Source organism: Arthrobacter sp. TJ-254 (genome assembly GCF_058269175.1).
This window is the reverse complement of the sequence record NZ_JBZCNF010000002.1, coordinates 529192-541912: the sequence shown is the minus strand read 5'-3', so window position 1 is coordinate 541912 and position 12721 is coordinate 529192. Positions and strand designations below refer to the sequence as shown.

Below are 12721 nucleotides of genomic sequence, written 5' to 3'. Positions count from 1 at the left end.
AAGCGCGGTCCGCCGTCCTCCCCTAAGCTTGGATAATGACCTCCGCAGCAAGTACCTCTCCCCTGCCCTCGGTGGGCTTCGTCGGCTGGCGCGGCATGGTCGGCTCCGTCCTCATGCAGCGACTGCAGGACGAAGGCGACTTCAGCCTCCTGAACCCGGTGTTCTTCTCGACCTCGAACGCGGGCGCGCCGGCGCCGTCGTTCGCTGAGGGCGCCGGAACCCTGCAGGACGCCTACGACGTCGAAACCCTTGCCAAACTGCCGATCATCGTCACCGCCCAGGGCGGCGGCTACACCAGCGAGGTGTACCCGAAGCTGCGCGATGCCGGATGGGACGGGCTGTGGATCGACGCCGCGTCGACGCTGCGTATGGAATCCGACTCGATCATCGTGCTCGACCCGGTGAACCGCCCGGTCATCGACGCGGGCCTGGCGCGCGGGGTGCGGGACTTCATCGGCGGGAACTGCACCGTCTCGTGCATGCTCATGGGTCTTGGCGGGTTGTTCCGCAACGACCTGGTGGAGTGGGGCACCTCAATGACCTACCAGGCCGCGTCGGGCGGCGGCGCCCGCCACATGCGCGAGCTGCTCACCCAGTTCGGGGCCCTCCACGGCAGCGTGCTAAGGCACCTTGACGATCCGGCCTCGGCCATCCTCGAAATCGACAGGGCCGTCCTCGCCCAGCAGCGCCACCCTGAGCTCGACGCTTCGCAGTTCGGGGTTCCCCTCGCCGGTTCGGTGATTCCCTGGATCGACGCCGACCTCGGCAACGGGCAGTCCCGCGAGGAGTGGAAGGCCGGAGCCGAGACCAACAAGATCCTCGGCATCGACGTCGACGGCGGACGCATTCCGTTCGACGGGCTGTGCGTTCGGGTCGGGGCGATGCGTTCGCACTCGCAGGCCCTGACCCTGAAGCTGAAGCAGGACCTTCCGGTGGCCGAGATCGAGCGGCTGATCGCCGAGGACAACGAGTGGGTGAAGGTTGTCCCGAACACCAAGGAAGCAACCCTTGCCCAGCTCACCCCGGTCGCCGCGACCGGGTCGCTGGAAATCCCCGTGGGCCGCATCCGCAAGCTGGAGATGGGCCCTGAGTACATCAGCGCGTTCACCGTTGGGGATCAGCTCCTGTGGGGTGCCGCGGAGCCGCTGCGGCGGATGCTCCTGATCGCCACAGGGAACCTGTAGCGCCGGATCAAAAAGGTCGGTGCCCGGCGGCAGAATACCTGCATGGAAAAGCTGGACGTCGACCAGATCCTTACCCGCTTCTTCTCAGCCAGCGCGACGGCGCGGCACCCCGAGACGGTGATCCGGTACGGGCGGGTCCAGGAGCTGCTGCGCTCGTATCTGGAGCACGAGGGTGCGCTCTCCCTCTCCCCCGAGTCAGCGGCCCTTCTCGGGCTGGAACGCCAGTTCGCTCCCGACGCGGCGTATGCGCGCCTGATGAGCGCCGCCGAGCTGCTTCACGCCCTTCCCGGGTTCCTCGGCCCCCGGTGGCTTGCGCCCGATTTCCACGACCGGCTTGCCCAGATCAGCCTCGTTTCCCGCCTGGCCCAGTGGCTGTGCTCGCGGCGGCTCGTCGACGGCAAGGCCCAGTGGGTCGACGTGCTGCTGACCCGGGCCGCGGCCGAACAGGCCCGCCGGACGGCCGTCACCTGAGGCGCTGCCCGCGGCTCCGAAGGCCGGCGGCGGCGGGTCAGGGTGCTGGAACTCCGGCGGGGCGCGCACCGGGCAGCGAGCAGCCGATGAGCAGCGGTTCGGGCGAGAGGCGCAGCCCGTAGGCCGCCTCGACGCCGTCGGCGACAAGCCCGCCGACGGCGAGGATGTCGGTGGCCGAGGCGCCGCCGCGGTTGGTGACGGCGAGTGTGTGCTTGGTGGACAGCGCGGCGCGCCCACCTGCCGCCGCGGAGCCGGCGTCATCGTGCAGTCCGAACCCCTTGGAAAACCCTGCGTGCTCGATGAGCCAGGCCGCGCTCAGCTTCACCCGTCCCGGATCCGCCGTGGGGTACCTCGGTGCATCACCTGGCAGCCGCTCAGCGACGGATGCCTCGACGACCGGGTTGGTGAAGAAGGAGCCTGTGCTGTAGGTGTCGCGGTCTCCGGCGTCGAGGACCATCCCCTTGGCGGCGCGGAGCCTGAGCACCTCCCGCCGCACGTCGTTTGCGTAGGCGCGCCCGCCGACCTCCACCCCGAGCGCCCGCGCGAGTTCGGCATACTTGATGGGCGTGCTCATCCGGCCAAGGCCCAGCTGGAATTCGACGGTGAGCACCACGTAGCGGGGGGACCCGTTGATGGTCGTCTCCTTGAGCAGCGAGTTCCGGTAGCCGAAGCCGAGCTCGAAGTTGGTGAAGCTCTTCACCGCCCCGGCCTGCCGGTCCCAGGTGCGGACGGTGGCGAGGGTCTTGGATACATCGGTGCCGTAGGCGCCCACGTTCTGCACCGGAGTTGCGCCGGTTGAGCCGGGGATGCCGGAGAGCGCCTCGAGCCCCGAGAAGGCGTGCTTCACCGTGTACTCCACGAGCTCGTCCCAGTCCTGGCCCGCCTGCGCCTTGACCATGACTCCGCCGCAGGTCGCGTCGTCGTCGTTCACGGCGAAGCCGGTTGAGGCGATGCGGACCACGGTGCCGTCGAAGCCCTCGTCGGCGATGACGAGGTTCGACCCGCCGCCCAGAATGAGCAGCGGCTCCCCGGCCGCATCAGCGGTGCGCACGGCGTCGATGATTTCCTGCTCGGACCGGGCCTCGATCAGGGTGCGTGCCGGCCCGCCGACGCCCACGGTCGTGAGGTCCGCCAGCGGCTGCCCGCCGGTCACGGCAGGCGCACCAGGGCCTGGGCCTTCACGAGGACCTTCTGCCCGGCAGAGGTTACGGTCAGGTCCACCCGGGCGGTCGACTGGTCGGGATTGAGGGCGCCGATTACGCCGCTGACCTCAAGGACGGCCCCTGGCTCGCCGGGGCTCGCCGTGGTGTCCGCGACGGGAACGGGCTTGGTGAAGCGCGTCTGGTAGTCGATGACGGCGGTCGGGTCGCCGGCCCAGTCGGTGACGAGCTGGACCGCGGCGCCCATCGTGAACATGCCGTGGGCGATGACGCCGGGAAGGCCAACGCTTTCGGCGAAGTCGGGGTTCCAGTGGATGGGGTTGAAGTCCCCCGAGGCTCCCGCGTACCGCACGAGGTCCTGGCGGGTGATGGTGATGCTGGCGGAACCGATGGCCTGGCCCACTGTGAGGGCTGTGAGTTCAACCGTCATTGCTACTCCTCTCCCCGCACGAGCAGGGACGACGTCGTCGTGGCGGTATGCGCGCCGCCGACAGTCGATATTTCGGCGCGCGTGGTGATCATCGCCCCGCCGCCCATCGCCCGCACCTGGTCGACGTGCAGTTCGGCGACCAGTTCGTCCCCGGCGACGATCGGCCGATGGTGGATGAAGCGCTGGTCCGCGTGGACGACGCGGGAGAAATCGATTCCCGAGGCGGGATCGGCGATCAACTGGGCATCGGCCCGCTGCGCCACGATGATCGCGAAGGTCGGCGGTGCCACGAGGTCGGCGTGGCCGAGCGCCGTGGCGGCCTCGAAGTCATAGTGGGCGGGGTGGGTGGCCTTGACGGCGCGGGCGAAGTCGCGGATCGCTTCGCGGCCCACGGTGTACACCTCGCCGGCGGGGTACGTGCGCCCCTGCAGGTCGGGATTGATGGTCATGAAAGTCCTCCGGGATGTCTGGGGGCGGCTCTGGTCAAGGGTAGTCGAGCGGCTGGATCAGCGCCGCGGTGCGGCCTGTCCGCGGCTGCGCCGCTTGGCGTCGCGGACCCGCACCACCATGCCGGCGAGGTGGCAGGCGAGGCCGGCGCCGATGACCGGGAACGCGGCGAAGACGGCGGCGTCAGCTCCAGCCGCGGCGCCCGCGACGGCGAGCACGATTCCTGCCCCGGTAATGACCAGCGCGGCGATCAGGAGCCGGCGGTAGAGCACGGATCCGGTGTCCCAGGGTGTATTGAGCATTGGTTAATCCTACCGCCGTCCTAGAACAGGGACTCCTGCACGGCAGGCACGGCCGTGGCGTAGCCTCCGAGCCCGATCCGGCGTCCCTTTAGGCGGGACAGGTCGGCGATGAAGCGCAGCGGCGCGCCTTCCAACTCCACGAGGGCGCACGGGCCGAGCATCGGGCCGAGAATGAACCCGTGCTCGCCGGTCTCGAGCGCACCGGGGTAGGGCTGCGCCCCGGCCGCCGAAAGCACCTCGCGCCAGGACGGCGGCGGCTCGAACCGCTCGCAGACGACGGTGTAGCCCGCGAGGTCCATCCCCTCGCGCAGGAGCACCCGGGCCGACTCCGCGTGGCCGGCGTTGATCCCGGCAAGCTGATCCGGCGGGAGTGGCCGGCGCAGGGCTGCGGCCTTCGCGCCGGAGCGCACCGCCTGCGGAAGCCCGACGCTGCGCGTCACTTCGTCTTCGAGGACGCGGACCACCCTCCCGTTGTCCGCCAGTGCCACGTACTCGGCGGCAACGGCTCCCTGCTCGATGAGCCGCCCGTGCTTGCGCAGCGCGGAGGCGGTACCGACCTTCGTGGCGCCGTCGGCAAAGGTCGCAACGTAGAGCCAGTGCGGCTGGTCGAGGTAGCGCTTAAGGCCCTCCGGGGCGATCCCGGACCGGTGGATGTCGTGCATGAAGCGCAGGTCGTCCTGGGCGAAGCAGGGCCCGCACTGGTAGCCGCGCTCGGCCTCGGCCTGCCGCGGACAGGGAACGTGCGTGCGGGCCTCGGGGCCCTGGACGCGGTAGGAGCCCAGGCAGTACCGGACGCCGGCTGGGCCAAGGACGCGGAAGCCAAGCCGAGTGCCGGGGTCAAGGGGCAGGTCGGCCCGGGATCCGTCCGGAGCTGCGAGCGCCAGGGCCGGCCGCGTTCCGGCCCAGGCGACGCCGCTGCACAGGTACCGGCCGCCGGGAATCACCGATTAAGCTTAGGTCACGGCAGGCAGCCCGGCGCGTTCAGAGGCCGTCCGCCACCGCCGCCGCGGCCGCCAGCCATGCACGCTGCGTGGCGGGCCGGAGCGATCCGTAGCGGATCCGCCCCTTCAGCAGGGCCGGGTCGAACGGGATCGTCACCGCGCTGCGCGCCAGGTCGTTGAAGCCGCGCGCGATCGCGGCGGCCTGGGCCGCAGTGCCGTTCTTGTCCGACTGGCTGACGACAACGACGGCGCTGCGGGAGAGCTCTTCGTACTTCCCGCCGCGGGCACGCAGCGCCTCAAGCAGCAGCGCTCCGGCCTCGGCGTGCTCCTCGAGCGTCGTTGTGGCGATGACCAGCTGGTCGGTGTGGTGGATCATCCGCAGCCACCGCTCCGCGGTTTCGTCGTTGCCCGAGTCGACGACGTTGAGGCGGAAGTACTTGGACGCCACCTCGTGGAGGGCGTCGAAGTCCTCTGACGTGACCTTCTGCTCGGAGGCGAGCACGTCGGGCTTCGAGCGCAGGACGTCGTACTTGTCCTCGGTCTGGTGGTGCACGTAACGCGCAAGCAGGGCGGACTGCGCCGACGGGGCGAGCAGAGCGGCGGTGCGGGGCAGCAGATCAAGGACCGTGGCCTCGTGGGGGCCCTGCTCGGTGCGCCAGCCCAACGTGCCGCGGGTCTCGTTGTTGTCCCATGCCAGGACCGGTCCGCCGCCGTTGCGGGCGAACACCGCGGCGAGCATCACCGTGGTTGGGGTCTTGTTCGCCCCGCCCTTGCCGTTCACCACAGCGATGGTGCGCGGGCCCGGCCAGTGCTGGCTGACGGCGCGGGTGTGGGAGCGGACAAGCAGTTCGGCCGACGACGGCGGGATCCGAATGCCGAGTCGGGTCAGGAACCCGCGGAAACCCGTTGCGGCGGGAACCTGCGCGGTGTCAGGGGCGAGGAAGGACCGGCGTCCGGAGCGTGTCTGGGAACTGCGCGTGGATGAGGAGCGCGTCTGCGGCCCGCGCGCCTGAGGCTCCTGCGGAGACTGGGCGGAGCCCGCCGGGGCGGGAGCGGCCGGACGCCGCTGGGGGGCCGCGGGAAGCACCGCCGTGCCTTCCGGTCCGCGTTCGGCCGGGGGCCGCGCCGCCTGCCGCTCCGGGCCCGGGGCCGGGGAGGATGGCATCTGGGCGCTCCATGCAGGCGGTGCCTGCACCAGCACAGGTGCCGGAAGGGAAACGGGCTCGGGGAGGGCAAGGGGCACCGGTTCGAGGAACTCCTCGAACCGGGGCTGCACCTCGCGGGGCGCGGCCGGCGCACCGGGTGCGGCCGGTTCAAGGGGCGCCTGGCGCCGCCTGCTTGCCCGGGTCGGGAAGTCCTCCGTGATGCCGGGGCTCCGTCCGGAGTCTCGATCAGTCATTACGTTTCCATCCCCCCGCGCACCTCCAGCGAGGCGGCTGTTCGTCGTACAAAGACCTCGTCCATCCTATAAGGACACTGATCACCCGATCCCGCGGTGCGTAACAGCGGGCGGCCGCAGGGCCGTTCGGCAGACAGCGCCGGGCCCGCCGCCCTATGCTTTCCGTATGTTTCCCGCATTTCGGGTGATGCGCCGGGTCCAGGTTTCGGACGAATCGCACAGGGTGACGACCTTCGAACTCTTCTTCGACCTTGTTTTCGTTTTCGCGTTCACCCAGGTCACGGCCTTCATGGCCCACGAACACACGGGCCTCGGCGTGCTGCAGGGCTCGGTCATCCTCGGCATCCTCTGGTGGTCCTGGGTCTGCTATTCCTGGCTTGCCAATCAGACCCACGTCGACGAGGGCCTCGTGCGCATCGGGATGTCGGTCGCCATGATCGCGATGTTCATCTCGGCCCTGGCCATCCCCGAGGCCTTTGACGACATGGAGGGCGGGCTCAACGGACCCCTCGTGTTTGCGCTTGGTTACTTCATCGTCCGTCTGGTGCACCTTGGGCTGTACGTCATTGCTGCCGGGGACGACGCCCCGCTCCGGCGCCAGGTGATCAAGACCTCAAGCGCCATGTTCACCGGCTCCGGCATCATCATCGTCGGAGCCCTTATCGGCGGGCCGGCCCAGACGTGGTTCTGGCTGGCAGGCCTCGCGGCGGATATCACCCTCACCTACCTCACCTCTGCCGGCGGGAACTGGCGCGTCCACTCGGCCGCCCACTGGACCGAGAGATACGGGCTCGTCGTCATCCTGGCGTTGGGAGAGTCGATTATCGCCATCGGCGTTGGCGCCTCGGAACGCCCCGTGAGTACCCTGATGATCCTCGGGGCGGTCTTCGGCGTCGGGCTCTCGATCTGCCTGTGGTGGCTGTACTTCGACGTCATGGCCATCGCGGCGGAGCACGTCATGGCGCGCCTGCGCGGAAGTGCGCGGTCGGCCCTGGCCGTCGACGGGTACACCTACCTCCACCTCCCGCTGATCGCCGGCGTCGTCCTGTCGGCCCTTGGCGTGGAGGACGCCCTCGCCCATGTCGACGAACCGTCGGGCTACGGCTGGCTGGGGGCGAGTGCCCTGCTGGGCGGGACAGCGCTGTATCTCCTCGCACACGCGGCGTTCTGGCGGCGGGTCGGTGGGTACTGGAAACCGTGGAGGCTCGGCACCGCCGCCGTGCTGCTGACGCTGATCCCGGCCGCCTCCGGGTTCGCGCCGCTTGCGGCCCTCGGCCTGGTTTTCGGGCTGTGCACACTGCTCGTGGTCGTTGAGACGACGGTCTATGCGGAAAAGCGCGCGGAAATCCGCAAAAGCCACTCCGGGGCATAGCGCTCCCGCGGGCCTTCGGTTGGTCAGCATCCTGCGGCGCCTCCCACCGTGCGTGATGTCCTAGGCCTTGGGACGGGCCCGGACGTGCATCCTTTCGCCCTGATGCCCGAAGAGGCTGAGGAACTCGACCGCGTTTTCGTCAGCGCTCGCGAACCAGTGCGGGGTGTGGGTGTCGAACTCCGCAGCCTCGCCCGGGCCGAGAATGAAGTCCTTGTCCCCGAGCACGAGGCGCAGGCGTCCGTTGAGGATGTAAAGCCACTCATACCCCTCATGCACCCTCAGATCGGGTTCACCCTTCCGGGCATCGGCGGCAAGCACCATCTTGTACGCCTGCAGGCCCCCGGGCCGTCGGGTGAGCGGAAGGGCGGTCATTCCGCTGTGACGAATGGGCTGGAGGTGGATGCGGGGATCACCGGTGGGAGGCGCCCCGACGAGATCATCAAGCGGCACCCGGAACAGGCGCGCGAGGGGCAGGAGCAGTTCAAGGTTCGGGCGCCGCTGGCCGCCCTCAAGCCGGGACAGGGTACTCACCGACACACCGGTGGCCTCAGACACCTCGCCCAGCGTCAGACCACGCTGCTGCCGCAGGGTGCGCAGCCGCGGGCCCATCGTCTCGAAGACCGAACTCAGATCGTTTTCCATTCCCCTAGCTTGCCATAACGGCAAGAAAGTTTGCCACAATTTCGGCATGGGGTGAAAGTAGAAGAAAGGCTCCAATACGGGCACCCGAAGCAGAAGGAGAAGTGCAGTGCAGAACACCCCCAGGTACGACGTCGTGATCATCGGAGGCGGCGCCGCCGGCCTCAGCGCAGCAGTTGCCCTCGGCCGCTCGCTGCGGACCACGGCCGTCATCGACTCCGGTTCACCCCGGAACGCCCCCGCCGCGGGCGTACACAACTTCCTGTCCCGCGACGGCATACCGCCCCTTGAGCTCGTGGCGGCAGGGCGCGCCGAAGCGGCATCCTACGGCTCGGTTCTTATCGATTCGGAAGCCGTGCGCGTCGAGAAGGATCCGGAAGGCTTCACTGCCACACTCCGGGACGGGCGGCGGATCCCCGGCCGCCGCCTCCTCGTGACGACGGGTCTCGTCGACGAGCTTCCCGACGTCGAGGGCCTCTCCACGCACTGGGGATCCGGCGTCATTCACTGCCCGTACTGCCACGGCTACGAGGTCCGGAGCAAGGCAATCGGCGTCCTCGCCACCGGCCCGATGGCAATGCACCAGGTCCAGATGTTCCGCCAGCTCACCAGCGATGTCACGCTGTTCCAGCACACCGGACCGGAACCCACCGAAGAGGAGTGGGCGATCCTTGCGGCGCTGTCGGTACGCGTGGTCTCGGGCCGGGTTGCTGCGGTGGAGGGCGCCGCCGGTGCGCTGTCCGGGGTGCGGCTCGACTCCGGCTCCAGCTTCCCGCTTGACGCACTGGTCGTGGCGCCGCGCTTTGTGGCACGGTCGGTGCTGCTTGAATCCCTCGGCGTGAAGACAGCCGAGCACCCAATGGGCATTGGACGCTCGGTCGAGGTCGACCCGCAGGGGCGCACCTCGGTTCCCGGGGTGTGGGCCGCGGGGAACGTAGCGGACCCAACGGCCCAGGTGGTCGTTTCAGCCGCCGCCGGCCTGGCAGCCGGTGCGGCGATCAACTGGGACCTCATTGCCGAGGAGGCGCGCTCTGCGGTGGAGCACCGCCGGGCATCCGCAGGGCAGGTGCTTGGTGCGGCCCCCGAAGGGCCCGACAATGGGACCATCGATGGGACACCGGAGCTGGAGAGCCATGCGCATTGAGATGAACCAGGAGTTCTGGGACCGGCGGTACTCCGAGCACCGCCGGATCTGGAGCGGGAAACCGAACGCCCACCTCGTCACCACCGCCTCGGCGCTGCCGCCCGGCCGGGCGCTCGACGTCGGCTGCGGTGAAGGCGCAGATGCCATCTGGCTGGCCCGCCGCGGGTGGCAGGTTACGGGCGTCGATATTTCGGAGGTGGCCCTTGAGCGGGCACGCGAACAGACCCGGCTCGAGGACGCCGGGGTTGCCGCGCGCCTTGAATGGGTGCATGCGGACCTCACAGTGGACCTGCCGGAGCCGCTCGGCTACGACCTCGTCTCTGCGCAGTTCATGCACCTACCCCGGCCGGCGCGCACCGCCCTGTTCGCCGGCCTCGCCGCAGCGGTGGCGCAGGGCGGCACGCTGCTCATCGTGGGCCACCATCCCTCCGACCTGGAGACGACGGTGCCCCGGCCTCCGCTGCCGGAACTGTTCTACACCCCCGACGAACTGGCGCTGCTGCTCAACGAGGAGTGGGACATCATCGCCTGCGAGGCGCGGCAGCGGAGGGTGACCGGACCGGCGGCGGATGCGGAGGGTCATACCGTGCCGGTTCACGACACGGTGCTGCACGCGGTCCGGCGCTAAGCCGGCCAGGCAGCAACGGTGGCGGGCATGGTTTGCCCGTCACAAAAAACCCCGAGGTCTCAAGGACCTCGGGGTTTTTTTGTAGCGGTGGCGGGACTCGATCCCGCGACCTCACGATTATGAGTCGTGCGCTCTAACCAGCTGAGCTACACCGCCAAAATGAGGCTGCCCGCAGCGCGATCATTTTGATCGATTGCGGGCCTCTCATTGAGAGCCCCGACCGGGAATCGATCCCGGGACCTCCATCTTACCAAGATGGCGCTCTACCACTGAGCTATCGGGGCAACGACAAGAAACATTACCAGTTTCGGGCCGCTGTGCGAAATCATCAACCGTCCCGGAGGACGGACCCCTGATTCCGCTCCCGATCCCCGCCGTGGCGGGGATCGGGAGGGGTTAGCCTAGGTGATTCTTACCACTGTTCGGACTGGGCGCTGGAGCGTCCGGTCCCTGCACCGGCACCCTTGCCATGCCGCGGCTTGCGGGAGGCATCACCGGAGAAGCGGGTGTCGCCGTCGCGCTTCTTGAAGTCCTTCGAGTCCTTGGAGAACTCCTTCTTGAAGGGCTTCTTGAATTCGCCGGCGGGACGCTCGCGGCTGGGCTTGCGGCCCTTGTCGAGCTCGAGGTGGATCAGCTCGCCGCCGATGCGGGTCTTCGACAGGGCGCGCCACTGGTCCTTGGAGAGCTCCGCGGGGAGCTCCACCAGGGTGTGGTCGGCGCGGATGTCGATGCCGCCGATCTGCGAGGAGGAGAGCCCGCCCTCGTTGGCGATGGCACCGACGATCGAACCGGGCATGACGCGCTGGCGGCGCCCGACGGCGATCCGGTACGTCGCGTTGCCCTCGGTGAGGGTGCGTGTCGGCCCGCGGGAGCCGAAGGCGTCCTTGCGGCCCTCCGAGCGCTCACGCTGGCCAGCGGGGGCAACGGGGATGTCCTTGACCAGGATCGGGTTGCCGTTCTGGGCCATGACGGCCAGCGCCGCTGCGATTTCAGCTGCGGGAACGTTGTGCTCCTGCTCGTAGCTCGCGATGAGGTCGCGGAATGCCGCAACGTCCTCGCCGGCAAGGGTCTTGGTGATCTTGTCGGCGAACTTGTTGAGGCGCAGTTCGTTGATCGTCTCCGAGGAGGGAAGCTGCATCTGCTCAACGGGCTGGCGGGTTGCCTTCTCGATGGAGCGCAGCAGGTACTTCTCCCGCGGGGTCATGAACAGGATCGCGTCGCCCGAGCGGCCCGCACGGCCGGTGCGGCCGATGCGGTGCACGTAGGACTCGGTGTCGTGCGGGATGTCGTAGTTGACGACGAGCGAGATGCGCTCGACGTCAAGGCCGCGGGCGGCGACGTCGGTTGCAACGAGGATGTCGATCTTGCCCTCGCGCAGTGCCTCGACGGTGCGCTCGCGCTGCTGCTGGGGAATGTCTCCGTTGATGGCGGCGGCCGAGAAGCCCCGTGAACGCAACTTGTCCGCCAGGTCTTCGGTCGCCATCTTCGTACGGACGAAGGCAATGATGCCGTCGTAGTCCTCAACCTCGAGGATGCGGGTCATGGCGTCGAGCTTGTGCGGGCCCATGACCTGCAGGTACCGCTGACGCGTGTTGGTGCCGGTGGTCGTCTTGCCCTTGACCGCAATCTCTGCGGGATCGTTGAGGTACTTCTTGGCGATCCGGCGGATGGCCGGGGGCATGGTGGCAGAGAACAGGGCCACCTGCTTCTCGGCGGGGGTCGAGGCGAGGATCTGCTCGACGTCCTCGGCGAAGCCCATGCGGAGCATCTCGTCGGCCTCATCGAGCACGACGTACTCGAGGTTCGACAGGTCGAGGGAACCCTTCGAGATGTGGTCGATGACGCGGCCCGGGGTGCCTACGACAACCTGGGCGCCGCGGCGCAGGCCGGCGAGCTGGGGTCCGTAGGGCGATCCGCCGTAGACGGGCAGCACGGTGAAGCCGTCCATGTGGCGTGCGTAGGAGGTGAACGCCTCGGCGACCTGGAGCGCGAGCTCGCGGGTCGGGGCGAGGACCAGAACCTGGGTGTTCTTGCTGACGCCGTTGATGTCGGCGAGTTCGGCCATCTTCGACAGCGCGGGAACCGCGAATGCTGCGGTCTTGCCGGTGCCGGTTTGGGCGAGGCCGACGACGTCGCGGCCCTCGAGGAGCGCCGGGATGGTGGCGGCCTGGATGGGTGAGGGCTTCTCGTAGCCGACGTCGGTCAGCGCAGCGAGGACGCGGGAATCGAGGTTGAGATCCGTGAACAGGAGTTCGGCGTCGTCCACAGCGGGGGCGTCAACGGTTTCAGGGGTTTCAAAGGACAGGTTTTCAGGCATGGGGGAAGAACCTTCAGGTAGATGCCGGACGGCTCGAGAGGTTGGATCCTCAGCGTGCCGCGCTTACAACGAAATCCGGCACTGTTTCAATCCCGCGGCAGGACTTCTCGTCACAACGGATATTCCTGCCGAGCAGGAATGTGTGACGTTTTCTAGCCGGCGCTCCCTGATGAATCTGCTCGCTGGTACTTGCGGCGAGCCCCAACACAACCTATCCGGCCCGAAAGGGCGGAAATTACGGGAATACCGGTGTGGGGGATGTTCCTAGTCTACTGCATGCGGCGGGC

Annotated in this window: 13 protein-coding genes and 2 tRNA genes; 5 read left to right on the top strand and 10 right to left on the bottom strand. The window is 68.6% G+C overall.

Annotated elements, in window-relative coordinates:
• Nucleotides 1-35 precede the first annotated feature (35 nt).
• Together asd and AC4D14_RS07615 are read left to right on the top strand one after the other, a co-directional pair.
• A complete protein-coding gene (gene asd, locus AC4D14_RS07620) occupies nucleotides 36-1184 on the top strand; it encodes an aspartate-semialdehyde dehydrogenase (RefSeq protein ID WP_490901199.1) in 1149 nt (382 codons plus the stop codon).
• A gap of 42 nt (nucleotides 1185-1226) precedes the next feature.
• Nucleotides 1227-1655, top strand: a complete 429-nt coding sequence (locus AC4D14_RS07615; RefSeq protein ID WP_490901198.1) for a hypothetical protein — start codon at nucleotides 1227-1229, stop codon at nucleotides 1653-1655.
• Between the two features lie 37 nt (nucleotides 1656-1692).
• Here AC4D14_RS07615 and AC4D14_RS07610 read toward each other — a convergent pair whose 3' ends face one another.
• The 6 genes from AC4D14_RS07610 to AC4D14_RS07585 are packed head-to-tail and all read right to left on the bottom strand — an operon-like array spanning nucleotide 1693 to nucleotide 6334.
• Nucleotides 1693-2808 (bottom strand): UDP-N-acetylmuramate dehydrogenase, encoded by a 1116-nt coding sequence (locus tag AC4D14_RS07610; RefSeq protein WP_490901197.1) that lies wholly within the window; start codon nucleotides 2806-2808, stop codon nucleotides 1693-1695.
• A complete protein-coding gene (locus tag AC4D14_RS07605; protein ID WP_490901195.1) occupies nucleotides 2805-3245 on the bottom strand; it encodes a MaoC family dehydratase in 441 nt (146 codons plus the stop codon). Before AC4D14_RS07605 ends, AC4D14_RS07610 begins: the two co-directional genes overlap by 4 nt.
• A gap of 2 nt (nucleotides 3246-3247) precedes the next feature.
• The gene (locus tag AC4D14_RS07600; protein ID WP_490901194.1) at nucleotides 3248-3694 is read right to left on the bottom strand and encodes an FAS1-like dehydratase domain-containing protein; all 447 of its coding nucleotides are present in this window, start codon (nucleotides 3692-3694) and stop codon (nucleotides 3248-3250) included.
• Nucleotides 3695-3751: 57 nt separating this feature from the next.
• The gene (locus tag AC4D14_RS07595; protein ID WP_490901192.1) at nucleotides 3752-3994 is read right to left on the bottom strand and encodes a hypothetical protein; all 243 of its coding nucleotides are present in this window, start codon (nucleotides 3992-3994) and stop codon (nucleotides 3752-3754) included.
• A 20-nt stretch (nucleotides 3995-4014) separates the two neighbouring features.
• Entirely contained in the window at nucleotides 4015-4938 is a 924-nt protein-coding gene (locus tag AC4D14_RS07590) for a DUF2797 domain-containing protein (protein ID WP_490901190.1), read from the bottom strand.
• 37 nt (nucleotides 4939-4975) lie between these two features.
• Entirely contained in the window at nucleotides 4976-6334 is a 1359-nt protein-coding gene (locus tag AC4D14_RS07585) for a MinD/ParA family ATP-binding protein (protein WP_490901188.1), read from the bottom strand.
• A gap of 166 nt (nucleotides 6335-6500) precedes the next feature.
• Here AC4D14_RS07585 and AC4D14_RS07580 point away from each other — a divergent pair, with 166 nt between their 5' ends.
• On the top strand, nucleotides 6501-7706 hold the full coding sequence (locus AC4D14_RS07580; protein ID WP_490901187.1) for a low temperature requirement protein A: 1206 nt from the start codon (nucleotides 6501-6503) through the stop codon (nucleotides 7704-7706).
• 60 nt (nucleotides 7707-7766) lie between these two features.
• Here AC4D14_RS07580 and AC4D14_RS07575 read toward each other — a convergent pair whose 3' ends face one another.
• On the bottom strand, nucleotides 7767-8348 hold the full coding sequence (locus tag AC4D14_RS07575; RefSeq protein ID WP_490901185.1) for a helix-turn-helix domain-containing protein: 582 nt from the start codon (nucleotides 8346-8348) through the stop codon (nucleotides 7767-7769).
• Between the two features lie 106 nt (nucleotides 8349-8454).
• Here AC4D14_RS07575 and AC4D14_RS07570 point away from each other — a divergent pair, with 106 nt between their 5' ends.
• On the top strand, nucleotides 8455-9489 hold the full coding sequence (locus AC4D14_RS07570; RefSeq protein ID WP_490901183.1) for an NAD(P)/FAD-dependent oxidoreductase: 1035 nt from the start codon (nucleotides 8455-8457) through the stop codon (nucleotides 9487-9489).
• Nucleotides 9479-10117: a class I SAM-dependent methyltransferase gene (locus AC4D14_RS07565; protein WP_490901181.1), complete on the top strand. Its 639-nt coding sequence runs from the start codon at nucleotides 9479-9481 to the stop codon at nucleotides 10115-10117. Before AC4D14_RS07570 ends, AC4D14_RS07565 begins: the two co-directional genes overlap by 11 nt.
• Nucleotides 10118-10199: 82 nt before the next feature.
• Here the strand turns inward: AC4D14_RS07565 and AC4D14_RS07560 are convergent.
• The 3 genes from AC4D14_RS07560 to AC4D14_RS07550 form a co-directional block, all read right to left on the bottom strand.
• A tRNA-Met gene (locus AC4D14_RS07560) sits at nucleotides 10200-10273 on the bottom strand.
• Nucleotides 10274-10329: 56 nt separating this feature from the next.
• Nucleotides 10330-10401 (bottom strand) — tRNA-Thr (locus AC4D14_RS07555).
• A 128-nt stretch (nucleotides 10402-10529) separates the two neighbouring features.
• The gene (locus AC4D14_RS07550; protein ID WP_490901179.1) at nucleotides 10530-12434 is read right to left on the bottom strand and encodes a DEAD/DEAH box helicase; all 1905 of its coding nucleotides are present in this window, start codon (nucleotides 12432-12434) and stop codon (nucleotides 10530-10532) included.
• Nucleotides 12435-12721 lie beyond the last annotated feature (287 nt).

Coding starts and splice junctions, on each gene's coding strand:
- asd (WP_490901199.1), top strand. CDS start 36: ATGACCTCCGCAGCAAGTACCTCTCCCCTGCCCTCGGTGGGCTTCGTC.
- AC4D14_RS07615 (WP_490901198.1), top strand. CDS start 1,227: ATGGAAAAGCTGGACGTCGACCAGATCCTTACCCGCTTCTTCTCAGCC.
- AC4D14_RS07605 (WP_490901195.1), bottom strand. CDS start 3,245: ATGACGGTTGAACTCACAGCCCTCACAGTGGGCCAGGCCATCGGTTCC.
- AC4D14_RS07600 (WP_490901194.1), bottom strand. CDS start 3,694: ATGACCATCAATCCCGACCTGCAGGGGCGCACGTACCCCGCCGGCGAG.
- AC4D14_RS07595 (WP_490901192.1), bottom strand. CDS start 3,994: ATGCTCAATACACCCTGGGACACCGGATCCGTGCTCTACCGCCGGCTC.
- AC4D14_RS07585 (WP_490901188.1), bottom strand. CDS start 6,334: ATGACTGATCGAGACTCCGGACGGAGCCCCGGCATCACGGAGGACTTC.
- AC4D14_RS07580 (WP_490901187.1), top strand. CDS start 6,501: ATGTTTCCCGCATTTCGGGTGATGCGCCGGGTCCAGGTTTCGGACGAA.
- AC4D14_RS07575 (WP_490901185.1), bottom strand. CDS start 8,348: ATGGAAAACGATCTGAGTTCGGTCTTCGAGACGATGGGCCCGCGGCTG.
- AC4D14_RS07565 (WP_490901181.1), top strand. CDS start 9,479: ATGCGCATTGAGATGAACCAGGAGTTCTGGGACCGGCGGTACTCCGAG.
- AC4D14_RS07550 (WP_490901179.1), bottom strand. CDS start 12,434: ATGCCTGAAAACCTGTCCTTTGAAACCCCTGAAACCGTTGACGCCCCC.